21 protein-coding genes are annotated in these 25899 nt (G+C 69.9%); 9 read left to right on the top strand and 12 right to left on the bottom strand.

Annotation, left to right across the window (positions count from 1 at the left end; all coding sequences use genetic code 11):
• The first annotated feature begins 4 nt into the window (after positions 1–4).
• Positions 5–760 (top strand): M15 family metallopeptidase, encoded by a 756-nt coding sequence (locus tag DK254_RS13630; RefSeq protein ID WP_177412060.1) that lies wholly within the window; start codon positions 5–7, stop codon positions 758–760.
• A 375-nt stretch (positions 761–1135) separates the two neighbouring features.
• Here DK254_RS13630 and DK254_RS13625 read toward each other — a convergent pair whose 3' ends face one another.
• The 8 genes from DK254_RS13625 to ada form a co-directional block, all read right to left on the bottom strand.
• Positions 1136–2464 (bottom strand): sigma-54 dependent transcriptional regulator, encoded by a 1329-nt coding sequence (locus DK254_RS13625; RefSeq protein ID WP_109934197.1) that lies wholly within the window; start codon positions 2462–2464, stop codon positions 1136–1138.
• Complete coding sequence (locus tag DK254_RS13620; protein WP_109934196.1) at positions 2461–4347, bottom strand: sensor histidine kinase; 1887 nt, start codon at positions 4345–4347, stop codon at positions 2461–2463. The genes DK254_RS13625 and DK254_RS13620 overlap by 4 nt, the downstream gene beginning before the upstream one ends.
• 208 nt (positions 4348–4555) lie before the next feature.
• Complete coding sequence (locus DK254_RS13615) at positions 4556–5290, bottom strand: amino acid ABC transporter ATP-binding protein (protein WP_089389662.1); 735 nt, start codon at positions 5288–5290, stop codon at positions 4556–4558.
• Entirely contained in the window at positions 5287–5955 is a 669-nt protein-coding gene (locus DK254_RS13610) for an amino acid ABC transporter permease (RefSeq protein WP_177412059.1), read from the bottom strand. The genes DK254_RS13615 and DK254_RS13610 overlap by 4 nt, the downstream gene beginning before the upstream one ends.
• Positions 5952–6698 (bottom strand): amino acid ABC transporter permease, encoded by a 747-nt coding sequence (locus tag DK254_RS13605; protein ID WP_109934194.1) that lies wholly within the window; start codon positions 6696–6698, stop codon positions 5952–5954. The genes DK254_RS13610 and DK254_RS13605 overlap by 4 nt, the downstream gene beginning before the upstream one ends.
• Before the next feature lie 189 nt (positions 6699–6887).
• Entirely contained in the window at positions 6888–7796 is a 909-nt protein-coding gene (locus DK254_RS13600; protein WP_089389659.1) for a glutamate/aspartate ABC transporter substrate-binding protein, read from the bottom strand.
• A gap of 434 nt (positions 7797–8230) precedes the next feature.
• On the bottom strand, positions 8231–8872 hold the full coding sequence (locus tag DK254_RS13595; RefSeq protein WP_109934193.1) for a phosphatase PAP2 family protein: 642 nt from the start codon (positions 8870–8872) through the stop codon (positions 8231–8233).
• An 80-nt stretch (positions 8873–8952) separates the two neighbouring features.
• Positions 8953–10011 carry a bifunctional DNA-binding transcriptional regulator/O6-methylguanine-DNA methyltransferase Ada gene (ada, locus tag DK254_RS13590; RefSeq protein ID WP_109934192.1) on the bottom strand — a complete coding sequence of 353 codons (1059 nt, stop codon included), beginning with the start codon at positions 10009–10011 and terminating at the stop codon, positions 8953–8955.
• A 122-nt stretch (positions 10012–10133) separates the two neighbouring features.
• On the opposite strand from ada, the gene DK254_RS13585 reads away from it, so the two are divergent.
• The 5 genes from DK254_RS13585 to DK254_RS13565 all read left to right on the top strand — a co-directional run bounded on the left by DK254_RS13585 (position 10134) and on the right by DK254_RS13565 (position 16211).
• The gene (locus DK254_RS13585; protein WP_109934191.1) at positions 10134–12494 is read left to right on the top strand and encodes an ATP-binding protein; all 2361 of its coding nucleotides are present in this window, start codon (positions 10134–10136) and stop codon (positions 12492–12494) included.
• 18 nt (positions 12495–12512) lie between these two features.
• Complete coding sequence (locus tag DK254_RS13580; protein ID WP_109934190.1) at positions 12513–13694, top strand: two-component system response regulator; 1182 nt, start codon at positions 12513–12515, stop codon at positions 13692–13694.
• A 92-nt stretch (positions 13695–13786) separates the two neighbouring features.
• Positions 13787–14680 (top strand): PA4780 family RIO1-like protein kinase, encoded by an 894-nt coding sequence (locus DK254_RS13575; protein WP_089389654.1) that lies wholly within the window; start codon positions 13787–13789, stop codon positions 14678–14680.
• 50 nt (positions 14681–14730) lie between these two features.
• Entirely contained in the window at positions 14731–15228 is a 498-nt protein-coding gene (locus DK254_RS13570; protein ID WP_109934668.1) for a nucleotidyltransferase family protein, read from the top strand.
• Between the two features lie 92 nt (positions 15229–15320).
• Positions 15321–16211 (top strand): EamA family transporter, encoded by an 891-nt coding sequence (locus DK254_RS13565; RefSeq protein ID WP_109934189.1) that lies wholly within the window; start codon positions 15321–15323, stop codon positions 16209–16211.
• Between the two features lie 791 nt (positions 16212–17002).
• On the opposite strand, the gene cueR is transcribed toward DK254_RS13565, so the two are convergent.
• From cueR to DK254_RS13550, 3 genes are all read right to left on the bottom strand, one after another.
• Positions 17003–17404, bottom strand: a complete 402-nt coding sequence (gene cueR, locus DK254_RS13560; protein WP_109934188.1) for a Cu(I)-responsive transcriptional regulator — start codon at positions 17402–17404, stop codon at positions 17003–17005.
• On the bottom strand, positions 17391–19814 hold the full coding sequence (locus tag DK254_RS13555; RefSeq protein ID WP_109934187.1) for a heavy metal translocating P-type ATPase: 2424 nt from the start codon (positions 19812–19814) through the stop codon (positions 17391–17393). The genes cueR and DK254_RS13555 overlap by 14 nt, the downstream gene beginning before the upstream one ends.
• A gap of 106 nt (positions 19815–19920) precedes the next feature.
• Complete coding sequence (locus DK254_RS13550) at positions 19921–20325, bottom strand: hypothetical protein (RefSeq protein WP_109934186.1); 405 nt, start codon at positions 20323–20325, stop codon at positions 19921–19923.
• A 152-nt stretch (positions 20326–20477) separates the two neighbouring features.
• Here DK254_RS13550 and DK254_RS13545 point away from each other — a divergent pair, with 152 nt between their 5' ends.
• Positions 20478–20675 (top strand): heavy-metal-associated domain-containing protein, encoded by a 198-nt coding sequence (locus tag DK254_RS13545; RefSeq protein ID WP_009616013.1) that lies wholly within the window; start codon positions 20478–20480, stop codon positions 20673–20675.
• Here the strand turns inward: DK254_RS13545 and DK254_RS13540 are convergent.
• Positions 20654–21307 (bottom strand): TetR family transcriptional regulator, encoded by a 654-nt coding sequence (locus DK254_RS13540; protein WP_109934185.1) that lies wholly within the window; start codon positions 21305–21307, stop codon positions 20654–20656. The genes DK254_RS13545 and DK254_RS13540 overlap by 22 nt on opposite strands.
• Positions 21308–21456: 149 nt before the next feature.
• Here DK254_RS13540 and DK254_RS13535 point away from each other — a divergent pair, with 149 nt between their 5' ends.
• Both DK254_RS13535 and DK254_RS13530 read left to right on the top strand, forming a co-directional pair.
• Positions 21457–22641: an efflux RND transporter periplasmic adaptor subunit gene (locus tag DK254_RS13535; RefSeq protein WP_177412058.1), complete on the top strand. Its 1185-nt coding sequence runs from the start codon at positions 21457–21459 to the stop codon at positions 22639–22641.
• 13 nt (positions 22642–22654) lie between these two features.
• On the top strand, positions 22655–25819 hold the full coding sequence (locus DK254_RS13530) for an efflux RND transporter permease subunit (RefSeq protein WP_109934184.1): 3165 nt from the start codon (positions 22655–22657) through the stop codon (positions 25817–25819).
• The last annotated feature ends 80 nt before the right edge of the window (positions 25820–25899 follow it).

Genomic DNA, 25899 nt, shown 5'->3' with positions numbered 1-25899 from the left:
CGCCGTGACCGACCTGCTCGCCGCCATCCCCGAAGCGCCGGAACCGGACTGGGCCGCGGCCTTCCGCATGCCCATCGTCGAATGCGGCGAGCCCCTGGAGGCCCTCGGCACCAGCCAGGGCTTCCTGGTCTGGCCGGCCTACCACCGCCTGGGCGTCCCCAACGCCCCGGCCGAATGCCACGCCCGCGCCGGGGTGTTCGAGCGCCTGCTGCGGGCGGCGCGGCTGCTGCCCGACGGCCTGCGCCTGGCGGTGCTGGACGCCTGGCGGCCGTTCGCGGTGCAGCAGCATCTTTATGACACCCTCTACGAAATCCTCCGCCAGCATGAACCGGACGCTGCGCCCGAGGAGCTGACGCGGCGCACCCGCGAGTTCGTCGCCCCGCCCAGCACCCGCGCCGAAGCGCCGAGCCCGCACCTGACCGGCGGCGCCGTCGACATCACCCTGTGCGACCGCGACGGCCGCTGGCTGGACATGGGCAGCCTGTTCGACGAGGCCACCCCGCGTTCCTACACCCGCCATTACGAAGACGCGAGCGACGACCACGGCCGCGCCATCCGCGACCGCCGCCGGCTGCTGTTCAACGTGATGCGCGAGGCCGGCTTCAGCAACCTGTCCAGCGAATGGTGGCACTACGACTACGGCGACCAGCTGTGGGCCTGGCACCGCGGCGAACAAGCGGCGCTCTACGGCCCGGCCCAGGTGCAGCCGCTGGAAGCGCTGTGGCGCCAGCAATTGCACAGCCTCCCCGGCTCTTCGTAGGCGCGAGCCTGGCTGATCAGGGCGTAGGGCGCATAACGCCCAGGCGTTATCCGCCGCCTGACCTCACGCCCAGGCGGCTCCACGTGCGAACCACGCACCCATCGCCATGCCAGACCGGGCGCCGGCCCCGCCGGCGGAATCGCGGACGGAGTCCGCTCCTACGTCCGTGCTCGACCGTAGGGCGAATAACCGTTCGCGGTTATCCGCCGTTGGCCGGAACGCCGGTGCCCGACGGCCGCGGCGGATAACGCCGTAGGCGTTATGCGCCCTACGGGTTGGAAAGAGGCGGCGCAGCCTGCAAGACAGTTGCTCCTACGCCCGTGCTTCCCTGAAACCGTAGGAGCGGACTCCGTCCGCGATTCGCTGGTTTCCGCCCTACGCCAACCCGTACTTCTTCACCTTGTCGAACAGCGTGGTCTTGGCCATGCCCAGGGCCGCGGCGGCCTGGCTCAGGTTGCCGGCGTGGCGTTCCAGGGCGGCCTGCAGCAGGCTGCGTTCGAAGGCTTCCACGGCTTCGGCGAAGCGCGGTTCGCTGGCGTCCGGGCCGAGGCCGCTGGCGGTCAGCACCGGCAGGCCGAGGGCGAAGCGTTCGGCGACGTTGCGCAGTTCGCGCACGTTGCCCGGCCAGTCGTGGGCCATGAGGCTGGCGGCGGTGGCGTTGTCGATGGCCGGCGCCGGGCGGTCGAAGCGCAGCGAGGACTGCTGCAGGAAGTGCTCGAAGAGCATCAGGATGTCCTCGCGCCTCTCGCGCAGCGGCGGCAGTTGCAGGGTGATGACGTTGAGGCGGTAGTAGAGGTCGCTGCGGAAGCTGCCTTCGCGGCCCATGGCGGCCAGGTCCGACTTGGTCGCGGCTATCACCCGGCAATCCACCGGGATCAGCTGGTTGGAGCCCAGGCGCTCCAGCTGGTGTTCCTGCAGCACGCGCAGCAGCTTGATCTGCAGGTTCAGCGGCATGCTCTCGATCTCGTCGAGGAACAGGCTGCCGCCGTCGGCGTGCTCGATCTTGCCGATGCGCCGCTTGCCGGCGCCGGTGAAGGCGTGGGCCTCATGGCCGAAGATCTCGCTGTCGATCAGGCTTTCCGGCAGGCCGCCGCAGTTCAGCGCGACGAAGGCCTTGGCTTGGCGCCGGCTGTAGTCGTGCAGGCAGCGGGCGACCAGCTCCTTGCCGGTGCCGGTCTCGCCCTCGATGAGCACGTTGGCCGAGGTGTCGGCGACGTTGGCGATCAGCTCGCGCAGCGCCTGCATCGCCGGCGAGCGGCCGATCAGCCTGGCTTCCAGGGCCTGGCGCCCGGCCAGCTGGCGGCGCAGCTGGCCGATCTCGCGGCTGAGCCGGCGGCGTTCCAGGGCGCGCCGCGCCACGTCCACCAGGCGCTCGGGGGCGAAGGGTTTTTCCATGAAGTCGTAGGCGCCATCGCGCATGGCCTGCACGGCCATGGCGATGTCGCCGTGGCCGGTGATCAGCACCACCGGCAGCTGGGCATCCTTCTCGCGCAGGCGGGCCAGCAGTTGCAGGCCGTCCATGCCGGGCAGGCGGATGTCGCTGACGACGATGCCGGGGAAGTCGGCGCCCACGCGCCTGAGCGCTTCCTCGGCGCTGGCCACGCCGTCGCTGTCGATGTCTTCCAGGGCCAGGGCCTGCTGGCAGCCGAGCAGCACGTGGGGGTCGTCCTCGACCACCAGTACGCGGAGTTTTTCGTCGCTCATGGCGTAGGTTCCTGAGTGGGCAGCAGCGGCAGGCTGAGTTCGAAGGCGGTGCCGCCGGCCTCCGGGTGGGCCACGCCCAGGCTGCCGCCGGCGGCGGTGGCGAGGCTGGCCGAGAGCGTCAGGCCCAGGCCCAGGCCGTGCTCGCCGGGCTTGGTGGTGAAGAAGGGTTCGAACAGGTGCTCGCGGGCTGCCGGCGGGATGCCCGGGCCGTTGTCGCGCACCGTCAGGTGGTACTGTGCGCCCTCGCTGCGGCCGTTGAGCCAGAGCTGGCGGTCGGCCTGGCCGCTCATGGCGTCCAGGGCGTTGGCGACGAGGTTGACCAGTATCTGCTCCAGGCGCGTCTGGTCGATGCCCAGGCAGGCGTCGTCGAATTCGCGGTGCAACACCAGCGGGCAGTCCTTCAGGCGCACCTGCAGCACCCGCAGCGCGGCGTCCACCGCCTTGCCCAGGCGCGCCTGGCCGTGGTCGTCGGCGCGCCGGGCGAAGGCGCGCAGGCTGGCGGTGATGCGGCCCATGCGGTCGACCATCTCGTTGATGGCTTCCAGGTTGCTGCTGGCGGTGTCCAGGGCGCCGCGCTGGAGGAAGCGCACGGTGTTGCCGGAGAGGGTGCGCAGCGCCGCCAGCGGCTGGTTCAGCTCGTGGGCGATGCTGGTGGACATCTGCCCGATGACCGCCAGCTTGCCGGCCTGGACCAGGCGGTCCTGGGCCTTGCGCAGGGTGTCCTCGGCCTGGCGGCGCTCGCGGATCTGCTCACGTAGGTGCTGGTTGCTGGCGCGCAGGTCGGCGGTGCGCTCGGCAATGCGCCGCTCCAGTTCGTTGTTGGCCTGCTGCAGCGCCTCGCGGGCGGCCAGGCGGGTGGCCAGGACCTTGCGCCGCTCGTTCCAGGCGATCAGCAGGAACGCCAGCAGGGCGAAGCCCACCGCGGCCAGGGCGCCGTGGATCATGGCCTCGCGGCGCACGTCCTGCAGCGGGCTGAGCAGGGTGAAGTCCCAGGGCGTGTCGCCCAGGCGGCGCGTCTGCTTGAGGTACAGGTGCTCGGCATGGGCCACGCCGTTGGCGTCGTGGTCGCGGAAGCCGATTTCCTCCACGCCTTCGCCCAGGTCGCGGCGCGAGCTGGGCTGCCATTCGTTGAGCGCCCACCAGTAGTACTGCAGGCTGCGCGCCAGGCGCTCCTTGTCCGCGGCGCTGAGCGGGCGCACCGCCTTCAGGCGCAGCTGCGGGTTGCTGGAGAGGATGATGATGCCGTTCTCGTCGCTGACGAAGGCCTGCAGCTGGGCCTTCTCCCAGCGCTCCTCCAGGGCCTCCATCTTCACCTTGACCACCGCCACGCCGACGATGCGCCCGCCGTGCACCAGGCCGTGGGCCAGGTAGTAGCCGGGCTCGCCGACGGTGCTGCCGATGCCGTAGAAGCGCCCCGGGCGGCCCTGCACGGCGTCCTGGAAGTAGGCGCGGAAGGACAGGTCCTCGCCCAGGTAGCTGTCGGCGTCCTGCCAGTTGCTGGTGGCCAGCACCCGGCCGGAGGTGTCCAGCAGGTAGATGGCGCGGCTGCCGGCGCGGCGGTTGAGGCCTTCCAGGTAGGTGTTGACCTGGTCGCGGCGATAGGGCGTGGGCTCCAGCAGCAGGCGGGTGACGCTGCTCTCCAGCTCCAGCAGGCTGGGCAGGTAGGTGTAGCGGCTGATCTCGCTTTCCACCCCGCGGGCGTGCAGCTCCAGCTGGCGTTCGCCGCTGGCGACCAGGGCGCGGGTGCCGGCGCCGGCGCTGACCAGGTAGCCGCCATAGCCGAAGCCGAGCATCAGCAGGATCAGCGGGATCGGCAGCAGCAGGTTGCGCACGAGGCTCGGCTTCACGGTCGGCGGTGACAGGGTCAGTGGCTGGACGGGCATTGCATCACAGTCGTCGGAAGCGGGCCAGCCCGCTGCCGGGGCCGAGCCGATGGAGAGGCTCTTCGTAGGAGCGAGGGGGACGCCTAGTTCTTGCTCGCGAACCGGGGATTGTTCGCGAGCAAGCTCGCTCCTACGAGAAACCGGGGTTTCAGCCGGTGATGGGTATCGCTGCGCTCCACCCATCCTACGCAGGGGCGTGGGCAGGGCTTCAGTGGGTGAGGATCTTGGCGAGGAACTGCCGGGCGCGCTCGGAGCGGGCCTCTAGGTCGCCGAAGAATTCCTCCTTGGCGCAGTCCTCGACGATCTGCCCGCGGTCCATGAAGATCACCCGGTCGGCCACCTTGCGGGCGAAGCCCATCTCGTGGGTCACGCACATCATGGTCATGCCTTCCTGGGCCAGCTGGACCATCACGTCGAGCACCTCGTTGACCATCTCCGGGTCCAGCGCCGAGGTGGGCTCGTCGAACAGCATCACGATCGGGTCCATGGCCAGGGCGCGGGCGATGGCCACGCGCTGCTGCTGGCCGCCGGAGAGCTGGCCGGGGTGCTTGTGCGCGTGGGCCTTCAGCCCGACGCGGTCGAGCAGCGCCAGGCCCTTTTCGGTGGCCTCGTCCTTGCCGCGGCCGAGCACCTTGACCTGGGCGATGGTCAGGTTCTCGGTGATGGTCAGGTGCGGGAACAGCTCGAAGTGCTGGAACACCATGCCCACCCGCGAGCGCAGCCTGGGCAGGTTGGTCTTCGGGTCGGCGATGGAGGTGCCGTCGACCACGATGTCGCCCTTCTGGAACGGCTCCAGGGCGTTGACGCACTTGATCAGCGTCGACTTGCCCGAGCCGGACGGGCCGCAGACCACCACCACCTCGCCCTTGCTCACCGAGGTGCTGCAGTCGGTGAGGACCTGGAAGTCGCCGTACCACTTGTTGACGTTCTGGATGGTGATCATAGGGCTAACCCTTTCTGCAGGCGCTTGACCGCGAAGGATGCGGTGAAGCTGACGATGAAGTAGACGAGACCGGCGAAGATCAGGAATTCGTGGGGCTGGCCGATGATGTCGCCGCGCGAGCGCGCCGCGTTGAGGAAGTCCATCAGGCCGACGGTGTAGACCAGCGAGGTGTCCTGGAACAGGATGATGCTCTGCTGCAGCAGCAGCGGGGTCATCTTGCGGAACGCCTGGGGCAGGATGATCAGCCGCATGCACTGGCCGTAGGTCATGCCCAGGGCCTGGGCCGCGCCCATCTGGCCTTTGGGAATGGCCTGGATGCCGGCGCGGACGATCTCGCAGAAGTACGCCGCCTCGAACATCACGAAGGCCACCAGGCAGCTGATGAAGGCGCCCACCGGGGTGTCGCTGCCGGTGATCCAGCGCAGGATGTAGGGCACCGCCAGGTAGAACCAGGTGATCACCAGCAGCAGCGGGATGGAGCGGAAGTAGTTGACGTAGAAGCCCGCCAGGTTGCTCAGCAGGCGGTTGTGGGACATGCGCATCAGCGCCAGCAGGGTCCCCAGCACCACGCCGCCGACCACGCCCAGGGCGGTCAGCTGCAGGGTCATGGCCATGCCGTCCCACAGGCCCGGCAGCGCCGGGACGATCGAGCTGAAATCCATCACTTGCCCCCCACGGAAATCAGGCCGGGCAGCGCGACCTTGCGCTCCACCAGGCGCATGAACAGCATCAGGCTCATGTTCAGGGTGAAGTAGATCAGCGTGGCCAGGGTGAAGGCCTCGAACAGGTTGGCGCTGAATTCGGCTGTCTGCTTGGTCTGCGCCAGCAGCTCCATGAGGCCGATCAGCGAGGCCACCGAGGAGTTCTTGAAGATGTTGAGGAACTCCGAGGTCAGCGGCGGGATGATGATGCGGAAGGCCTGCGGCAGCAGCACGTAGCGGTACACCTGGGGCAGGCTGAAGCCCATGGCGCGGCCGGCGGCTATCTGCCCGCGGGGCAGGGCCTGGATGCCGGTGCGCACCTGCTCGCACACCCGCGCCGCGGTGAACAGGCCCAGGCACACCACCACGCTGATGAAGGCCGAGGTTTCCGGCGCCAGGCCGAGCTTGAACCAGTCCTGCAGCGGCTGCGGCAGCAGGTCCGGGACCAGGAAGTACCAGAGGAACAGCTGCACCAGCAGCGGCACGTTGCGGAACAGCTCGACGTAGCCGGTGCCGATGGCCGACAGCCAGCGGTTCGGCGCGGTGCGCAGCACGCCCAGCACCGAGCCCAGCGCCAGGGCGACCAGCCAGGCGGTGAGGGCGACGGCGATGGTCCAGCCCAGGCCGGTGAGGTACCAGTCCAGGTAGATCTCGTCGCCGATCCCGGTGGACTTGAAGAACACGCTCCAGTCCCAGTTGTAGTTCATGCAGGTTTCCCTCGAAGGCCCCCGTGAGGGCGTCGAAACGGCCGGAACGCGGCGCGCGGGCGCCCGCGCCCGTGGGTGACGGGCGTGTTCCGCTGGTGGATCAGGAAGAAGGAAGAGGAGGCCGGGAGCGCCGCCGGCGCTCCCGCTCCCCGCCGGCCCGCGCCTCGTGAGCGCGGGCTGGCGCCACCGTTACATCTGCTCGGCAGACTTGTCGGTGGGACTGGCGATCAGCTTCTTGAGCGTGTCGCTCATCGGGAATTCGAGGTTCAGGCCCTTGGGCGGCACCGGCTGGGTGAACCACTTGGCGTAGATGTCGTTGATCTGCCCGGAGGCGAAGGTGTCGGCGATGGCCTTGTCGACCACCTGCTTGAAGCCCTCGTCGCCCTTGCGCACCATGCAGCCGTAGATTTCGTAGGACTGCGGGGTGCCGACCACCGTCCAGTCGTCGGGCTTCTTGGCCTTGGCCATTTCGCCGTAGAGCAGCGCGTCGTCCATCATGAAGGCCACGGCGCGGCCGGACTCGAGCATCAGGAAGGACTCGCCGTGGTCCTTGGCCGAGATGATGTTCATGCCCATCTTCTTCTCGGCGTTCATCGACTTGAGCAGGCGCTCGGAGGTGGTGCCGGCGGTGGTCACCACGTTCTTGCCCTTGAGGTCGGCGAAGTCGCTGATGCCGCTGGTCTTCTTGGTCAGCAGGCGGGTGCCCACCTCGAAGATGCCGAGGGAGAAGTCGACCTGCTTCTGGCGCTCCAGGTTGTTGGTGGTGGAGCCGCACTCGATGTCCACGGTGCCGTTCTGCACCAGCGGGATGCGCGTCTGCGAGGTGACCAGGTTGTAGCGCACCTTGAGGTCGGGCATGCCCAGCTGCTGCTTGACCGCCTCGACCACCTTCAGCTGCAGGTCGTGGGAATAGCCCACCGGCTGGCGCGGGTCGTCGGCCAGGTAGGAGAAGGGAATGGAGGCGTCACGGTGGCCGAGGACGATGGTGCCGGAATCCTTGATCTTCTTCAGGGTGCCGGTGAGTTCCTCGGAAAGGGCCGGAGTGGCGAACAGGGCGGCGACGATGGCCACGCCCAGCACACGGGGTGCGATACGCATTGATGCTTCCTCGACTTGTTCTGGTTGTTGTCGATCCTGCGGCAGGCGTACCCGGCGGCTGGCCCTCCTGGCGCCCGACGGGCAAGCGCGGCGCTGCCGCATGCTCACGGGAAGCTAGAGAGCAGGGACCGTGCCAGTCCCTGGATATTCAAGTAACTTGCTGATTTTTAATGGTTTATATCTGGCGATGGCGCGCCGTCGAGGACGTCGGCGTTCGGTCTTCCGGATAGATGCCGTTTGTGCGTTCGGTTTTCCGAACGCGGCTGGACCCACTCCTGCAGTTCCAGGGAGGCACGGTCGTAGGAGCGGGCCCTGCCCGCGAATCGCGCGCAGGGCGCGCTCCTACAGGAGAATGGCATGGCTCGGGCAGCGTAGGAGCGGACTCCGTCCGCGATCAGGCGCATAACGCCGTAGGCGTTATGCGCCCTACGGGCCTAGGCCGCCGGTGCCTGCTGGGCATCCAGTCGATGGAAGCCACCCCACTCGCCGCGCCGGAACGGCTTGTCGCGGTCGGCCATGTAGGCGGCGATGCGTTCCAGCATCTGGTGGGTGGGCGCGCGCACGCCGGTCATGCCCTGCAGCGAGGCCAGCAGCAGGACCATGGCCAGCAGCAGCGGCGACAACGACGGCAGGCGGCGCTGCGTCAGGCAGAGGAAGGCGCCGCTGGCGGCCAGGCCGACGGCCAGCCCGCCGTAGACTTCCGCCGGCGAATGCACGTTGATCTGCAACCGCGACACCCCCACCAGCACCGCCAGCACGGCGCCTCCGGCCGCGGCGGCCAGGCGCCAGATGGGGCGGGTGGGTACCAGCAGGCTGCAGAGCACTGGCAGGACGCTGGCGGCCAGCATGCTGTGGCCGGACAGCCCGGTGAAGTTCCACGCGGGAATGCCGATGCCCCAGCCCATGAAGGCCAGTTTGGAGACCAGGGTGGCGCCGGCGGCCAGGCCGAACAGCAACAGCCAGCAGTGGGCGTTGCGGCTTTCCCGGCGCAGCAGCAGCCAGGCATAGATGAACAGCGCGCAGGGCAGCAGCAGGGAGCTGTCGCCGAAGCGGGTGATGAGGTTCCAGAGGTTCATGGGCTTGCAGGCGGTCCTTCGAGGGGCCGAACCATAGCACAGCGAGGGCTCTGCCATGGGCCCGGCCGATCGGAGGCGGCTCAGGCGGGCTCGTCCTGGCGCGCCGCCTGGCCCTCGCGGCGCAGCAGCTCGTGCTTGCGTTCCAGGCCCCAGCGGTAGCCGCCGCTGCCGCCGTCGGCCGCCACCACCCGGTGGCACGGCACCAGCAGCCCCACCGGGTTGCTGGCGCAGGCGCGGGCGATGGCCCGGGGGTGGCTGTGCAACTGTTCGGCCAGTTCGCCGTAGCGCCGCGTCTGGCCGCTGGGAATCTGCGCCAGGGCGTGCCAGACGCGCAGCTGGAAGGCGCTGCCGTGCAGGTCCAGGGGCAGGCCGGCGGTGCGTTCGGGCTGCTCCAGCTGGTGCAGCACTTGGCCCAGCCAGTCGCCCAGGCCGGCGTCGTCGCGCTGCAGCTCGGCGGCGGCGAAGCGTTGGCGCAGTTCCGCCTCCAGTTGACCCGCTTCGTCGCCGAACAGCAGGGCGCAGACGCCCCGCGGGCTGGCGGCCAGCAGCACCTGGCCGAGCGGGCAGGGGGCGATGGCGTAGCGCAGCCGGGTGCCGGCGCCCTTCTGCCGGCGCTGCGCCGGGCTCAGCGCGGTGGGTGCCTCGTAGAGCGCGCGGGTGCCGGAGTAGCCCGCCTCCAGGGCGGCGTCGAGCACCGAACGCGCCTGCGGCAGGGCGGCGGCCAGGCGCTGCTGGCGGCGGGCCTCGGCCCAGGCCCGGGGCGTCAGGCCGGTGCGGGCCTTGAAAGCGCGGGCCAGGTGCGAGGCCGAGAGGCCGATGCGGGCCGCCAGCTCTTCCATGGTCAGCGGGCGCTCGGCCTGCTCCAGCAGCTGGCAGGCGGCGGCGACCAGGGCGTCCAGGCGCTGCGCCGGGCTTTCGCCGTCGGGCGTGCAGCGCCGGCAGGGGCGGAAGCCCGCGGCTTCGGCGGCCGCCGCGTCGGCGTGGAAGCGCACGTTGGCGCGGCTCGGCCGCCGCGCCGGGCAGCTCGGCCGGCAATAGACGCCGGTGGAGCGAACGGAAAACACGAAACGCTGGTCGAAGCCCGCGTCACGCTCGCAGACCGCCTGCCAGCAGCGTTCATCATCGGGAAGTGAGGGCATGGTGCTCTCCGTGGAGGACCAGGGACATGGGTAAATTGTCGGCGCCACCCGGCGGGCGGGCAATCCGTAATCGCTTTTCAAACTGCCGGCTACGCTTGCAGGAGGTCCGTCGAGAGCCCGCCATGCCCTGCCGCCGACTCCTTCACCACTGCCTGCTGCTCTGCGTCCTGCTGTGCCCGCCGCTGTGGGGCGCGGAACTGACGCTCAGCCCCCGCGAACGCAGCTGGCTGGAGGCCCATCCGACGCTGCGGGTGGGCATTTCCCGGGACGGCTGGCCGCCGTTCGAGATGGTCGACGCCCAGGGCGAGTTCCAGGGCATCAGCGCCGACTACCTGAACCAGGTCGCGCAGCGCCTGGGCCTGAGCCTGCAGACGCAGACCTTCGACGACTGGGCACAGGTGATCGAGGCGGCGCGCAATGGCCAGGTCGACCTGTTGCCGACCGTGGCGCGCTCGCCCGAGCGCGAGCAGTTCCTCGCCTTCAGCCGGCCCTACCTGAGCACCAGCAGCCTGATCTTCGCCCGCCGCGACAGCAGCGTGCGGATGCTCGACGACCTGTCCGGCAAGCGCGTCGCCGTGGAGCGCGACTTCGCCGTGCACGACCTGCTGCGCACGGCGGTGCCGGGGGTGTCCTTCGTCATCGTCGACGACACCGCCGAGGCGCTCAAGGCCGTGGCCTCCGGGAACGCGGACGCCTACGTGGGCAACCTCATCTCGACCAACTACCTGCTCGGCCAGCTCAATCTGAGCAACCTCGAGGTGCGTGGCGACAGCGGCCTGGACAACAGCCAGGTGCGCTTCGCCGTGCGCCGCGAGCTGGCGCCCCTGGTACCGCTGCTCGACCGCGCCCTGGCCAGCATCGACGCCGACGAGCAGGAGCGCATCCGCCAGCGCTGGCTGCCGCAGCTCGACGCCTTCGACTGGATGCAGCTGCTGCAGGCGCTCTGGCCCTACGTGGCGGGCTTCTTCGCCCTGCTCACCTTCGTGCTGATCTGGAACCGCCGCCTGCAGATCCAGGTGGCCGAGCGCGCCCGCGCCGAGGCCGAGGAGCACCGCCAGCGGCGCACCCTGCTGGCGCTGATCAACGCCATTCCCGACCCCATCTGGTTCAAGGACACCGAGGGCCGCTACCTGGGCGCCAACCACGCCTTCGCCGAATGCCTGGGGCTGCCGGCCGAGGACGTCATCGGGCGCAGCGACGCCCAGCTGTTCAGCGATGCCGCCAGCGCCGGCCGCGGCGAGCGCGACCGCCAGGCGCTGTCGGCCAGCCAGCCGTTCGCCAGCGAGGGCTGGGTGGTCTACCCGGACGGCCGGCGGGTGCTGTTCGACACCCTGCGCAGCGCCTTCCACGACGACCACGGCGGGTTGCTCGGGCTGGTCGGGGTGAGCCGCGACATCACCGCGCGCAAGGCCACCGAGGAGGCCCTGGCCCAGGCCCGCGACCTGGCCGAGCAGGCGGCGCGGCTGAAGAGCGAGTTCCTGGCCAACGTCAGCCACGAGATCCGCACGCCGCTGAACATCATCATCGGCCTTGCGCATCTGCTGGAGCAGACCGCCCTGGACCCGCAGCAGCGCGACTACCTGGGCAAGATCCAGGGCTCGGGCCAGTACCTGCTGGAGCTGATCAGCGACATCCTCGACCTGTCCAAGGTGGAGGCCGGCCGCCTGGAGTTCGAGCACCTGGACTTCGACCTGGAGCGCCTGCTCGGCGAGCTGGTCGACCTGCTGGCGATCCGCGCCGCGGGCAAGGGCCTGAGCCTGGAGTGCCACATCGACCCGCGGCTGCCCTCGCACCTGCTGGGCGACTCGCTGCGCCTGCGGCAGATCCTGATGAACTACGGCAACAACGCGCTCAAGTTCACCGAGCGCGGCGGGCTGCAACTGGAGGTGCGCCTGGACATGCAGGCCGGCGACGAATACTGGCTGTACTTCGGCCTGCGCGACAGCGGCATCGGCATCAGCCAGGCGCAGCAGGAACGGCTGTTCGAGTCCTTCCGCCAGGCCGACAACTCCATCACCCGCCGCTACGGCGGCTCCGGCCTGGGCCTGGCGATCTGCAAGCGCCTGGCCGAGGCCATGGGCGGCGAGGTCGGGGTGGACAGCGCGCCGGACCAGGGCAGCCTGTTCTGGTGCCGCCTGCCCATGGGCCGGGTGGAGGACGCGCGGCCCATCGACCTGTCGCGCATCCTGCGCTCGCCCCCGGCGCCGCTGCTGCAGGCACCGGAGCCGGCGCCCGCGCAGGCCCGGGAGGAATTGCCGACGGAACAGCGCCAGCAGGCCGAGCAGGTGGTGCGCCGCCTGGCCCACCTGCTGGCCGCCGACGACCCTCGTGCCGGACGGCTGGTCGGCGAGCGCGCGGGCCTGCTGCGCAGTATCTTCAATGACGGGTACGACGACGTCGCGGCGAGCATCCGCCGCTTCGAGTTCGAGCGGGCCCTGGAAAAACTGCTGGTGTTGTCGCGCGAGCGCGACATCCGCATCTGACCGTAGAGGAGTGAGGCCATGGACAGCATGCTGGACCGGCCGGACCAGGAAGTGATCCTGGTGGTCGACGACCAACCCGACAACCTGATGCTCATGAGCGAGCTGCTCATGGGCCAGTACCAGGTGCGCGTCGCCGGCAGTGGCGCCAAGGCCCTGCGCCTGGCCGCCAGCGAGCCGCGGCCGGACCTGGTGCTGCTCGACATCATGATGCCGGAGATGGACGGCTACGAGGTCTGCCGCCAGCTCAAGGCCGACCCGCTGACCGCCGAGATCCCGGTGATCTTCCTCACCGGCATGGTCAGCACCGCCGACGAGCAGCGCGGCCTGGACCTGGGCGCGGTGGACTACATCACCAAGCCGATCAGCCCGCCGGTGACCCTGGCGCGCATCCGCGCGCACCTCAAGCTCAAGGCCAACGCCGACTTCCTGCGCGACAAGAGCGAATACCTGGAGCTGGAAGTGCGCCGCCGCAGCCGCGAGCTGCAGGCGGCCCAGGACGCCACCCTGGAGGCCATGGCCACCCTCTGCGACCTGCGCGACAACCCCCACAGCCGCCACCTGCTGCGCATCGAGCAGTACATGCGCCTGCTCGCCGACGCCCTGGCCCGCCGCGAGGGCGAGGCCGGCAGCCTGGACCTGGAGCAGATCGAGCTGCTGGCGCGCTCCGCGCAGCTACACGACATCGGCAAGGTGGCGGTGCCCGACCGCGTGCTGCTCAACCCCGGCCAGCTCAGCCCCGAGGACCTGCTGCTGATGCAGAGCCACACGCGCATCGGCCACGACGCCCTGGCCGCCGCCGAGCGCCGCCTGGGCACCCCGGCGGAATTCCTGCGCTACGCCAAGGAGATCGCCTACGGCCACCACGAGCGCTGGGACGGCACTGGCTACCCGCGGGGCCTGCGCGGCGAGCAGATCCCGCTGTCGGCGCGCCTGCTGGCGCTGATCGACTGCTACGACGAGCTGACCAGCCGCCATCCCTACCATGCGACCCTGTCGCCGGACGAGGCCCGCCAGCACATCCTCGCCGCCAGCGGCAGCCACTTCGACCCGCAGGTGGTGGAAGCCTTCGCCGAGGTCGCCGACGGCTTCGCCGCCATCGCCATCCGCTACGCCGACGACGACCAGGCCCTGGGCAGCGAGATCGAGCGCATGGCCGATGCCCTGGGGGAAAGCATCGAAATGACCACGACGCCACCATGATTCCGGCGGTCGGTGCTGGGCGCCACCCGGCGCATGTCGTATAAGGGGCGGCTGCGGCCGCTTGGGCCGGATATGAACGACGACGGAGCCTGATGAAGACACCCAAACGCATAGAGCCGCTGATCGAGGACGGCCTGGTCGACGAAGTGCTGCGCCCGCTGATGAGCGGCAAGGAAGCGGCGGTCTACGTGGTGCGCTGCGGCGAGCAGCTGCGCTGCGCCAAGGTCTACAAGGAGGCCAACAAACGCAGCTTCCGCCAGGCCGCCGAATACCAGGAGGGCCGCAAGGTGCGCAACAGCCGCCAGGCCCGGGCCATGGCCAAGGGCTCGCGCTACGGCCGGCGCGAGCAGGAGGAGGCCTGGCAGAACGCCGAAGTGGCGGCGCTGTTCCGCCTCGCCGGCGCCGGCGTACGGGTGCCCAAGCCCTACGACTTCCTCGACGGCGTGCTGCTGATGGAGATGGTCGCCGACGAAGACGGTGACGCCGCGCCGCGCCTGAACGACGTGGTGCTGGAGCCGGAGCAGGCGCGCGAATACCACGACTTCCTCATCCGCCAGATCGTCATGATGCTCTGCGCCGGGCTGGTGCACGGCGACCTCTCGGAGTTCAACGTGCTGCTCGGCCCCGACGGCCCGGTGATCATCGACCTGCCCCAGGCGGTGGACGCGGCGGCCAACAACCACGCCTTCCGCATGCTCGAGCGCGACGTCGGCAACATGGCCGCCTACTTCGGCCAGTTCGCCCCGGAGCTCAAGGACACCCGCTACGCCAAGGAGATGTGGGCGCTGTTCGAAGACGGCAAGCTGCAGCCGGACACCCCGCTGACCGGCCACTTCGACGAGCCGGAGGAAGAAGCCGACGTCGACGCGGTGATGCGCGAGATCGCCGCTGCCCTGCGCGAGCAGGAGCGCCGCGAGGCAGCCCGCGCCGAGCAGGATGGCCCGCCGCGCGCCGAGGAACCGCCACCGCCGCCGTGGTTGCAGTGACTCCGCAGGCGGCGCGCCTGATCGCGCTGCTCGCCGCCTGCCCGCAGCGCATGGGCCTGCTGCGCGCCCTGCGCGAATACGGCCCGCCCGGCGCCTGGATCGGCGCCGGCTTCGTGCGCAACGCCGTCTGGGACCACCTGCACGGCCTGGCGCCCGGCACCCTGGCGGACGTGGACGTGCTGTATTTCGACGGGGGTAGCCTGCAGGCCGAGGCCGACGAGGCTTTCGAGCGGCGCCTGGCCCGGGCCTGTCCGCAGGCGCCCTGGTCGGTGCGCAACCAGGCGCGCATGCACCTGCGCAACGGCGACGCACCCTATGCCGACGTCGCCGACGCCATGCGCCACTGGCCGGAAGTCTGCACCGCGGTGGCGGTGCGCCTGGCCGACGAGGGCCTGGAACTGCTGGCGCCGCTGGGCCTGGACGACCTGTTCGGCCTGCGCGTCCGCCCCACCGAACACTTCCGCGGCAAGCCCGAGGCCTACCGCGATCGCCTGCGCCGCAAGAACTGGCCGAGGCGCTGGCCGAAGCTGGAGGTAGAGCGGTTGTAGCGACGCTGTATGCGTTTTTTCCGCGGCAACTGTGTACATACACCCCGCAGCGGCCCTGCTAGCGTGGCACGATCCCACCCGGAACCACCGCCATGCCCTTGCCGCACATCCTCCTCGCCCTGCTGGTCACGCTGATCTGGGGCGTCAACTTCGTCATCATCAAGGTCGGCCTGCACGACTTCCCGCCGCTGCTGTTCTGCGCCCTGCGCTTCGCCCTGGCGGCGCTGCCGCTGGTGTTCCTGCGCGGGCCGCTGCCGGCGCCGTTCTGGCGCATCGTGCAGATCGGCGTGCTGCTCGGGGTGGTCAAGTTCGGCCTGCTGTTCGTCGGCATGCACCTGGGCATGCCTGCCGGGCTGTCGTCCCTGGTGCTGCAGAGCCAGGTGTTCTTCACCGTGCTGATCGCCGCCGCTTTCCTCGGCGAACGCCCCAGCCGCCGCGCCCTGGCGGGCCTCGCCGTGGCCGCCGCCGGGTTGCTGCTGATCGGCCTGGAACGCCCCCTGGGCGACAGCCTGCTGGCCTTCGCCCTGGTGATGGCCGCGGCCCTGGCCTGGGCCTTCTCCAACATCGCCACCAAGCGCTCCGGGGCCAGCGACATGCTGCGCCTGATCAGCTGGGTGAGCCTGATCCCGCCGTTGCCGCTGCTGGCCCTGTCGTGGGTCTTCGAAGGCCCGCAGGCCATCTCGGCGGCGCTGACCGGCATCAGTTGGGAAGGCATGGGCGCGCTGCTCTACATCGCCTTCCTCGCCACCACCGTGGGCTTCGGCCTGTGGAGCTTCCTGCTGCGCCGCTACCCGGCCAGCCAGGTCACCCCCTTCGCCCTGGCGGTGCCGGTCTCCGGCCTGCTGTCCGGATGGCTGCTGCTGGGCGAACGACTCACCGCCCAGGACTGGCTGGCCTGCGCGCTGGTCTTCGTCGGCCTGGCGGTGACGGTGCTGCCGGCTTCGGTGTGGCGGCGTGGCGCGGTGGCGCAGGTTCGTGGCTGATTCCGCTCAGGCGGCCGCTGCGGCCCAGTCGTAGGGCGCATAACGCCAACGGCGTTATCCGCCGATGGCGGCGGATAAAGCGTTCCGCTTTATGCGCCCTACGGTGGAGTCCAGCCCAGTGACAGCGACTCTCTCGATTCCGGTCCTTTCGCTGGCCGGCAGCCGTAGTGGTTGCCGACGTGATGCATTTCCCTTCTCGGCACGGACTAGCCCCTCTCCCTTCAGGGAGAGGGTTGCGGACTCCGACGATGCTCCGGAGCCTGGCTTGACTCCGCACCCCCTCCCTAACCCTCCCCCGCAAGCGGGAGAGGGGACCGTTGGGCAGAACGAGGGGCCATGGAGTCAGCCGGAGGTATCCGTGATCGATTCCGGGCCAACCGGCGAGCGACGAGCTGCCCGAGCGCTGCGGACAGCCCCCTCTCCCGCAAGCGGGAGAGGGGACCGTTGGGCAGAATGAAGGGTCATGGAGTCAGTCGGAGGCATCCGTGATCGATTCCGGGCCAACCGGCGAGCGACGTGTTGCCCGAGTGCTCCGAACGGCCCCCTCTCCCTTCAGGGAGAGGGCTGGGGAGAGGGTTGCGGACTTCGACGACACGCCGGCGCTGAGCTTGGCTCCGTCCCCCCTCTCTAACCCTCCCCGCAAGCGGGAGAGGGGACCGTTGGGCAGAACGAAAGGCACTGGCGTCAGATGGTAGGTCCGTTCGCGAGCAAGCTCGCTCCTACGAAAGACTCGCCGTGCCTCGATCCGTAGGGCGCATAACGCCAACGGCGTTATCCGCCGATGGCATCGCTCAGTGACAGCAGCTCCCCGACTCCAGGTCCCTGAGGATCGGGCAGTCCGGGCGGTGGTCGCCCTGGCAGTGGTCGTGGAGTTCCTGCAGGGTGTCGCGCAGGGCGGTGAGTTCGGCGATCTTGCGTTCCAGTTCGGCGATGTGCTGGCCGGTCAGCGCCTTGACGTCGGCGCTGGCGCGGCCGTGGTCCTGCCAGAGGGCGAGCAGGCGGCCGACTTCTTCCAGGGAGAAGCCGAAGTCCCGCGAGCGGCGGATGAACGCCAGGCGGTGCAGGTCGTGCTCGCTGTAGTGGCGGTAGCCGCTGGCGCTGCGCCCGGCGGGGGCGAGCAGGCCGATGGATTCGTAGTAGCGGATCATCTTCGCCGACAGGCCGCTCTTCTTCGCCGCTTCACCTATGTTCATCGTCGCCTCCGCTTGCGTTCGCGCCGTGCGCCGGCTTCCAGCGCTTGAGCAGCAGGGCGTTGCTCACCACGCTGACGCTGGAGGCGGCCATGGCGGCGCCGGCGACCATCGGGTTGAGCAGGCCGAAGGCGGCCAGGGGCACGCCGACCAGGTTGTAGATGAAGGCCCAGAACAGGTTCTGGCGGATCTTCGCGTAGGTGCGCCGGGCGATGTCCAGGGCCTCGGGGACCAGCCGCGGGTCGCCGCGCATCAGGGTGATGCCGGCGGCGTGCATGGCCACGTCGGTGCCGCCGCCCATGGCGATGCCGACGTCCGCCGCGGCCAGCGCCGGGGCGTCGTTGATGCCGTCGCCGACCATGGCCACCACCTTGCCGCCGGCCTTCAGCTGCGCCACCACCGCGGCCTTGTCCGCCGGCAGTACTTCGGCGTGGACGTCGTCCAGGCCCAGGGCCTGGGCCACCACCCGTGCGCTGCCGCGGTTGTCGCCGGTGATCAGGTGGCTGTCGATGCCGCGTTCGTGCAGCGCCTGCACCGCCTCGGCGGCGCCGGGCTTCAAGCTGTCGCCGAAGGCGAACAGTCCGAGCAGGCGCGGCTGCGGCTGCAGTTCGAGCAGCCAGGACAGGGTGCGGCCCTGGCCCTCCCATTCGACGGCCTTGTCTTGCAGCTCGCCGGCGGCCAGGCCCTGCTCGTCGAGCAGGCGGCGGTTGCCCAGGGCCAGCAGGCGTTCGCCGACCTGGCCCTGGATGCCGCGCCCGGCAAGGGCCTGGCTGTGGCTCACGATGGGGACGCGCAGGTGCTGCTCGGCGCAGGCGCCGAGCACCGCCTTGGCCAGCGGGTGCTCGCTGCCGCGCTGCAGGGCGCCGGCCAGGGCCAGGGCGGCGTCGGGCTCGCCCTCGGCCACGGCGAAGTGCACCAGGCTGGGCGTGCCCGAGGTGAGGGTGCCGGTCTTGTCGAAGGCCACCGCGCTCACCGCGTGGGCCACCTCCAGGGCCTCGGCGTCCTTGATCAGGATGCCGTGGCGCGCGGCCACGCCGGTGCCGGCCATGATCGCCGTCGGCGTGGCCAGGCCCAGGGCGCAGGGGCAGGCGATGACCAGCACGGCCACCGCGTTGATCAGCGCGGCTTCCACCCCGGCGCCGGCCAGCAGCCAGCCGGCCAGGGTGAGCAGGGCGATGCCGATCACCACCGGGACGAAGACGTTGCTTACCTTGTCCACCAGCTTCTGGATCGGCGCTTTGGCCGCCTGGGCGTCTTCCACCAGGCGGATGATGCGCGCCAGCACGGTTTCCCCGCCCAGGGCGGTGGCGCGGATGGTCAGCAGGCCCTCGCCGTTGATGGCGCCGCCGGTCACCGCGTCGCCCGGGCCCTTGGGCACCGGCAGGCTTTCCCCGGTGATCAGCGCCTCGTCGGCGTGGCTGCGGCCGTCGAGTACCTTGCCGTCCACCGGGAAGCGTTCGCCCGGGCGCACCAGCAGTTCGTCGCCCAGGCTCAGTTCGGCGATGGCGACGTCTTCCTCGTGGCCGTCGCGGATGCGCGTGGCGCGTTCCGGGCGCAGCGCCTCCAGGGCGCGGATGGCCGCGGCGGTCTGGCGCTTGGCGCGGCTTTCCAGGTACTTGCCGAGGAGGACCAGGGCGATCACCACGGCGCTGGCCTCGAAGTACAGGTGCGGCATGGCGCCGGGGGCGGCGCTCAGCCACAGGTACAGGCTCAGGCCGTAGCCGGCGCTGGTGCCCAGGGCCACCAGCAGGTCCATGTTGCCGCTGCGGGCGCGCACCGCCTTCCAGGCCGAGACGTAGAAGCGCGCGCCTATGACGAATTGCACCGGGGTGGCCAGGAGGAACTGCACCCAGGCCGGCAGCATCCAGTGCAGCCCGGCCCATTCGGCGAGCATCGGCAGCACCAGGGGCACGGCCAGGACGATGGCCGCCAGCAGGTACCAGCGCTCGCGGGCCAGGCGCGCCAGGGCCGGGTCCTCGGCGGGGCGTTCGGGCTGCAGCAGGCGGGCGTGGTAGCCGGCCTTCTCCACCGCGGCGATGAGCGTAGCCGGCTCGACCGGGCCGAGCAGGTCCAGGCGGGCGCGCTCGCTGGCCAGGTTGACGCTGGCCTCGCGCACCCCGGGGACCTTCTTCAGCGAGCGCTCGACGCGGCCCACGCAGCTGGCGCAGGTCATGCCTTCGATGGCCAGTTCCAGGCTGTGGCTGGGCACCTGGTAGCCGGCGTTCTCCACCGCGGCCACCAGGGCCGGCAGCTGTTCGGGCGAGTCGAGGCTCACCCGCGCCTGCTCGCTGGCCAGGTTGACGCTGGCCGCCAGCACCCCCGGTACCTTCTTCAGGGCCCGTTCGACGCGGCCGACGCAGGACGCGCAGGTCATGCCGGTCACCGGCAGGTCGAGTTCGATGGGGCTGTTCATGGACGCTCCTCCTGATGTCCGCGGCCCGGCTCCGGCGGGGCAGCGGTCACGATCCGACGATGCCCAGAGGATGAACCTTGCCACGAGGGCAAGGTCAAGCCCTGGTTCAGGGAAGGTTGACCGGCGTCAGGAACAGCCCGCCCTCGCGGTAGCCGATGCGGTAGCTGCGGATCTCCCCGGCGCGCAGGCGCAGCGTCTGCGTCTGCTGTTGCTGCATGCCGTCGCGGCAGGCGCCGGTGGAGGAGACGGCGAGGCGGATGGGCACCTCGCCGGGGGACAGGTTCAGCGCCACCGCGCCTTCGGGCTGCAGGCGCGTCAGCAGTTCGCCGCGCACGTAGAGGTCGATGTCGCAGGCGCTGCCGCTCTGCAGGCCCTGGCGGCTGATGTTGAGCACGGCGTAGCCGGGCGGTGGCGGTTCCTGCTGCGGCCAGGCCTGCACCGTGGGCGGGTCGGCGGCCAGGGCCAGGGCGGGCCAGAGCAGGCAGGGCAGGGCGCGGAGCAGGCGGCGCATGGGGGGCTCCCGGTAGGGCTCGGATGCGCAGAGCTTGGCCGAGGGCGGCGCCGGGGGCAAGCCCGCGGCGCGGTGCCGCAGGGGGCTTGACCTTGCCACGGTGGCAAGGTCGACACTGCGCCCATCGTCAACCGAACCCGAGGAGTTCGACCATGCAAGCGTTCAGTGTGAAAGGCATGTCCTGCGGCCACTGCGTGCGGGCCATCACCCAGGCGATCCAGGCCCGCGACGGCGCCGCCGAGGTCCAGGTGGACCTGGCCGGCGGCGAGGTGCGGGTGGCCAGCCGCCTGGCGGCCGAGGAGGTGCTGGCGGCGATCCGCGAGGAAGGCTACGAGGCCGCGCTGGCCTGAGCCGCGCCGGCCTGGCTCCAGTCGCGGACCAGGCCGCGGAACAGCGGCTCGAAGAGCGACTCGGCGTCCTGCAGCGGGTCGAACAGCTGCGGGTCGCGCAGCCAGTCGTTGATCAACCCCAGGATCAGGCCGTGGACCGCCCGCGAGGCGGTCTTCGGCGTCACCCCGGGCAGCAGCCGCACCCGGCATTTGTCGCGGGCGAAGAGCTGCTCGCAGAGGTCGATGAACTGGCGGATGAAGGCGTTGTGGCGAAGGATCGCCTCGCGCAGCTCCTCGGTGAACTCGCAGCGCTGCAGCAGGATGGTCAGCACCCGGCGCTTCTGCGCGTTCTGCGCCAGGCTCTGCACCACCTCCACGCAGAGGTCGAACAGCGACTGCAGCGGGTCCACCCCGTCGCAGCCGGACAGGCGCAAGGCCAGTTGCTCCGGCGGCAGGCGCACCTGGGCGAGCAGCTCGTTGAACAGGTGGGCCTTGTTCTCGAAGTGCCAGTACACCGCGCCCCGCGTGACCCCGGCGTTGCGCGCGATCTCCTCGAGGCTGGTGCTGGAAACGCCGTTTTCCAGGAAAAGCGCCTCCGCCGAGTCGAGGATCGTCTGGCGGGTCCTTTCCGAATCTTCTTTAGTTCTTCTCATGGCGCGGCTTGCTATACGGGCTAGGCTCACTAAGTGTTCCCGCAGTTTACTGAAATTTCGAGTGGGAACCGTGAGTTACTGGCGGATGGCAGTTTTCCCCCGACAACCGTACCGAATCATCCCAGCCGACATTTCCATGGAGAGGTTCTATGCCGTTCACCCCGCGCGTGTCCGCCGCCCTGGCCCTGTGTGCCCTGGTTGCTGCGCAACCCGTACTGCCAGCCCTGGCGGATGAGGCGGGCGCGGCGCCACCGCCACCGGAGGTCACGGTGGAGGTGGCCAAAAGCGCCAGCCTGCCGCTGAGCCTGGAATACTCGGCGCGGGCGGCCGGCTACCGCGAGGTGGAGGTGCGCGCCCAGGTCAGCGGCATCCTGCAGAAACGTACCTATGAGGAAGGCCGGCCGGTGAAGCAGGGCCAGGTGCTGTTCCAGATCGACCCGCGCCCCTACCAGGCCGCCCTGGGCCAGGCCAAGGGCGCCCTGGCCCAGGCCCAGGCGCGCTACCGCCAGACCGACCGCGACCTCAAGCGCATCCGCGAACTGCAGCGCAAGGGTTTCGCCAGCGCCAGCGAGCTGGACCGCTACACCTCCGACTACGAGCAGGCCAAGGCTGACGTCGAGGCGGCCAAGGCCAACGTCGATGCCAAGCAGATCGACCTGGACTACACCACGGTGAAGGCGCCCATCTCCGGCATGGCCAGCAAGGAAACCCGTTCCGAGGGCAGCCTGGTCACCGCCAGCGACCCCAACACCAGCCTGCTCACCGAGCTGACCCAGCTCGACCCCATCTACGTCAACTTCGCCTATTCCGACACCGAGGCCGCGCGCCTGCGCGACGGCGTGCAGCAGGGCCGCCTGGTGCTGCCCGAGCACGGCAAGTTGCAGGCGCAGATCTTCTTCGGCGATGGCAGCCGCTACCCCATCGACGGCGTAGTGGATTTCACCGACAGCTTCGTCAACACCGGCACCGGCACCATCAACGCCCGCGCCGTGGTGCCCAACCCGGAAACCCACCTGATCCCCGGCCAGTTCGTCCGCGTGGTGGTCACCGGCATCACCCGCAAGGCCGCGGTGACCGTACCCGAGCGCGCCCTGGCCCAAGGCCCGCGCGGGACCTTCGTCTACGTGGTGGACAAGGACGGCCTCGCCCGCATGCGCCAGGTGACGGCCTCGCAGATGGTCAACCAGCGCTGGGTGATCGACTCCGGTGTCGACGATGGCGACAGGGTGATCGTCGACGGCCTGCCCAAGGTCCGCCCGGACCAGCCGGTGAAGGCCGTCGAGGCGCCCGTCGCGCCGGCGCAGCAGGCCCCCGCCGCGCAAGCCCAGTCCTGAAGGAGCGGCCATCGTGATCTCGCGCTTCTTCATCGACCGCCCCGTGTTCGCCATGGTGATTTCCATCGTCATCCTGCTCGCCGGCCTCGCCGCCCTGCGCGCGCTGCCGGTGGCGCAGTACCCGGAGATCCTGCCGCCGCAGGTCGCGGTGACCGCCTCCTACCCCGGCGCCAGTTCCCAGGTGATCGCCGAGACCGTGGCCGCGCCCCTGGAGCAGGAAATCAACGGCGTCGAAGGCATGATCTACCAGCTGTCCAACTCCGACAGCAGCGGCGCCATGAGCCTGACCGTGTACTTCAAGGTGGGCACCGACCCGGACCAGGCCACCATCAACGTCAACAACAAGGTCCAGGCCGCCCTGGCCAAGCTGCCGGAGGAAGTGCGCCGGCAGGGCGTGAAGGTGCAGAAGAAGTCCTCCGATATTCTCCAGATGGTGACGCTGTATTCCCCGGACGGCTCGCGTGACCCGGTGTTCATCAGCAACTACGCGCTGATCAACGTGATCGACGAGCTCAAGCGCATCCCCGGCATCGGCGACGTCACCCAGTTCGGCTCCAAGGACTACTCCATGCGCATTTGGCTGCGCCCGGACAAGCTGGCGCAGTACAACCTCACCCCCAGCGACGTGGTCGACGCCATCCGCGAGCAGAACTCGCAGTTCGCCGCCGGCAACTTCGGCAAGGAGCCGCTGAACACCGCGCAGGACTTCACCTACACGGTGAGCACCCAGGGCCGCTTCACCGACCCGAAGGAGTTCGAGAGCGTCATCCTGCGCACCGACAGCACCGGCGCCAGCCTGCGCCTGAAGGACGTCGCGCGCATCGAGCTGGGCGCCCAGGACTACTCGATGAAGACCACCCTGAACGGCCAGCTCAACGCCGCCTTCGGGGTCTACCTGCAACCCGGGGCCAACGCCCTGGACACCGCCGACGCGGTGCGCAGCACCATGGAGCGCCTGGCCAAGCGCTTCCCGCAGGGCATCACCTACAAGATCCCCTACGACACCACCGTGTTCGTCAAGGTGTCCATCGAAGAGGTGGTGCACACCTTCTTCGAGGCCCTGGTGCTGGTGATGCTGGTGGTCTACATCTTCCTGCAGAACCTGCGCGCCACCCTGATCCCGGTGCTGGCCATCCCGGTGTCGCTGGTCGGCACCTTCGCCGGCATGTACCTGCTGGGGTTCTCCATCAACCTGCTGACGCTGTTCGGCCTGGTGCTGGCCATCGGTATCGTGGTGGACGACGCCATCGTGGTGCTGGAGAACGTCGAGCGGGTGATGCGCACCGAGAAGCTGCCGCCGCGGGAGGCGGCGATCAAGGCCATGGAGGAGGTGACCGGGCCGATCGTCGCCATCGTCCTGGTGCTCTGCGCGGTATTCATCCCCGTGGGCTTCCTCGGCGGCCTGGCCGGGCAGATGTACCAGCAGTTCGCGATCACCATCGCGGTCTCGGTGGTGATCTCCGGGATAGTCGCGCTGACCCTCTCGCCGGCGCTCTGCGCGCTCATCCTCAAGCCCGAGCACAAGGAACCGGCGGCGCCGTTCCGCTGGTTCAACCGCATGTTCGACGCGGCCACCGCGGCCTATGGCGCCGGCGTGCAGTTCTTCCTCAAGCGCGTGCTCATCGGCCTGCTGGTGTTCGGCGGGATGATCGCGCTGATGCTGGTGCTGTTCGGCCGGGTGCCCGGCTCGCTGGTGCCCGACGAGGACCAGGGCTACGTGATCAATGCCTACCTGCTGCCGCCGGCGGCCTCGCTGTCGCGTACCGAGGCGCTGACCGACGCCGTCTCGCAGCAACTGGAGAAGCACCCGGCGGTGCTGGACGTGGTGACCTTCGCCGGCCTGAACATCCTGACCAATGCCAACACCACCAGCGCCGGGGTGTCCTTCATCACCCTCAAGGACTGGAAGGAACGCCAGACCCCCGAACTGGACGCGCGCAACCTGACGCACACCTTCATGGCCATGGGGGCCAGGCAGCAGGACGGCGTGGTGCTGACCTTCAACCCACCGCCGATCACCGGCATGAGCACCACCGGTGGCTTCGAGGCCTACATCCAGGACCGTAGCGGCGGCACCCCCGAGCAGTTGCAGGCCATGGTGCAGAAGTTCATGGCGGCGGCGGCCAAGCGCCCCGAGCTGGCCGGGGTGACCAGTACCTTCAACGCCAACGTGCCGCAGTACTACATCAACCTCGACCGCACCAAGGCGCGCTCGCTGGGGGTGGCCATCAACGACGTGTTCACCGCCATGCAGGCGACCTTCGGCGCCTACTACGTCAACGACTTCACCCTCTACGGGCGGACCTGGAAGGTCAACCTGCAGTCCGAGGCGGACTTCCGCCGCAAGCCCGAGGACCTGACCCAGGTGTACGTGCGTTCCTCCACCGGCGACCTGGTACCGCTGTCGGCCCTGGTCAGCGTGCAGCGCACCCTGGGCCCGGATTCCTACGCACGCTTCAACGTGTTCCCCGCGGCCAAGCTGCTCGGCGGCCCGGCGCCGGGCTACAGCTCCGGCCAGGCCCTGGCGGCGATGCAGGCGGTGGCCGACCAGACCCTCGGCGACAGCTACTTCCTCACCTGGATCGGCTCGGCCTACCAGGAACTGGAGACCCAGGGCTCGGGCAGCACCGCCTTCCTCTTCGGCCTGATCCTGGTATTCCTCATCCTCGCCGCCCAGTACGAGCGCTGGACCCTGCCGCTGGCAGTGGTCACTGCGGTGCCCTTCGCGGTGTTCGGCGCCATACTCGCCATCTGGATGCGCGGGCTGAGCAACGACGTGTACTTCCAGGTCGGCCTGGTGACGCTGATCGGCCTGGCGGCGAAGAACGCCATCCTGATCATCGAGTTCGCCGTGATGATCCGCGAGGAGCAGGGCCTGGGGCCGCTGCAGGCGGCGCTGGAGGCGGCCAAGCTGCGCTTCCGGCCGATCGTCATGACCTCCCTGGCGTTCATCCTCGGCTGCGTGCCGCTGGCCATCAGCAGCGGCGCGGGCTCGGCCAGCCGCCATTCGATCGGCACCGGGGTGATCGGCGGGATGCTCGCCGCCACCGTACTGGCGACCTTCCTCATCCCCATGTTCTACATGCTGGTGGAGTCGGCCGCCGACCGCCTGGGCAAGCGCAAGGCCAAGGCCCAGCCGGCCGCCGAGGCGGCCCAGGGCGAAGGCCCGGCGCGCTGACGGGCAGCGGGCGCCGGCCGCCTGGCCGGTGCCCGCGCAGCCTGTCGAAGCCTCGTGGATTTTCTATTCGGCCCTGCCCC

The sequence above is a fragment of the Pseudomonas sp. RW407 genome (assembly GCF_003176655.1).
In the GTDB taxonomy this organism is placed as follows: Bacteria; Pseudomonadota; Gammaproteobacteria; order Pseudomonadales; family Pseudomonadaceae; genus Pseudomonas; species Pseudomonas delhiensis.
This window is presented reverse-complemented; position numbering and strand designations above follow the sequence as displayed.

Excerpts from the sequence above, each read along its gene's own strand:
- DK254_RS13575 (WP_089389654.1), top strand. The coding sequence starts at position 13,787 with ATGAAGACACCCAAACGCATAGAGCCGCTGATCGAGGACGGCCTGGTC.
- DK254_RS13555 (WP_109934187.1), bottom strand. The coding sequence starts at position 19,814 with ATGAACAGCCCCATCGAACTCGACCTGCCGGTGACCGGCATGACCTGC.
- DK254_RS13605 (WP_109934194.1), bottom strand. The coding sequence starts at position 6,698 with ATGAACTACAACTGGGACTGGAGCGTGTTCTTCAAGTCCACCGGGATC.
- DK254_RS13540 (WP_109934185.1), bottom strand. The coding sequence starts at position 21,307 with ATGAGAAGAACTAAAGAAGATTCGGAAAGGACCCGCCAGACGATCCTC.
- DK254_RS13595 (WP_109934193.1), bottom strand. The coding sequence starts at position 8,872 with ATGAACCTCTGGAACCTCATCACCCGCTTCGGCGACAGCTCCCTGCTG.
- DK254_RS13550 (WP_109934186.1), bottom strand. The coding sequence starts at position 20,325 with ATGCGCCGCCTGCTCCGCGCCCTGCCCTGCCTGCTCTGGCCCGCCCTG.
- DK254_RS13620 (WP_109934196.1), bottom strand. The coding sequence starts at position 4,347 with ATGCCCGTCCAGCCACTGACCCTGTCACCGCCGACCGTGAAGCCGAGC.
- DK254_RS13585 (WP_109934191.1), top strand. The coding sequence starts at position 10,134 with ATGCCCTGCCGCCGACTCCTTCACCACTGCCTGCTGCTCTGCGTCCTG.
- DK254_RS13580 (WP_109934190.1), top strand. The coding sequence starts at position 12,513 with ATGGACAGCATGCTGGACCGGCCGGACCAGGAAGTGATCCTGGTGGTC.
- DK254_RS13600 (WP_089389659.1), bottom strand. The coding sequence starts at position 7,796 with ATGCGTATCGCACCCCGTGTGCTGGGCGTGGCCATCGTCGCCGCCCTG.
- DK254_RS13625 (WP_109934197.1), bottom strand. The coding sequence starts at position 2,464 with ATGAGCGACGAAAAACTCCGCGTACTGGTGGTCGAGGACGACCCCCAC.
- DK254_RS13615 (WP_089389662.1), bottom strand. The coding sequence starts at position 5,290 with ATGATCACCATCCAGAACGTCAACAAGTGGTACGGCGACTTCCAGGTC.
- cueR (WP_109934188.1), bottom strand. The coding sequence starts at position 17,404 with ATGAACATAGGTGAAGCGGCGAAGAAGAGCGGCCTGTCGGCGAAGATG.
- ada (WP_109934192.1), bottom strand. The coding sequence starts at position 10,011 with ATGCCCTCACTTCCCGATGATGAACGCTGCTGGCAGGCGGTCTGCGAG.
- DK254_RS13545 (WP_009616013.1), top strand. The coding sequence starts at position 20,478 with ATGCAAGCGTTCAGTGTGAAAGGCATGTCCTGCGGCCACTGCGTGCGG.
- DK254_RS13565 (WP_109934189.1), top strand. The coding sequence starts at position 15,321 with ATGCCCTTGCCGCACATCCTCCTCGCCCTGCTGGTCACGCTGATCTGG.
- DK254_RS13535 (WP_177412058.1), top strand. The coding sequence starts at position 21,457 with ATGCCGTTCACCCCGCGCGTGTCCGCCGCCCTGGCCCTGTGTGCCCTG.
- DK254_RS13570 (WP_109934668.1), top strand. The coding sequence starts at position 14,731 with ATGGGCCTGCTGCGCGCCCTGCGCGAATACGGCCCGCCCGGCGCCTGG.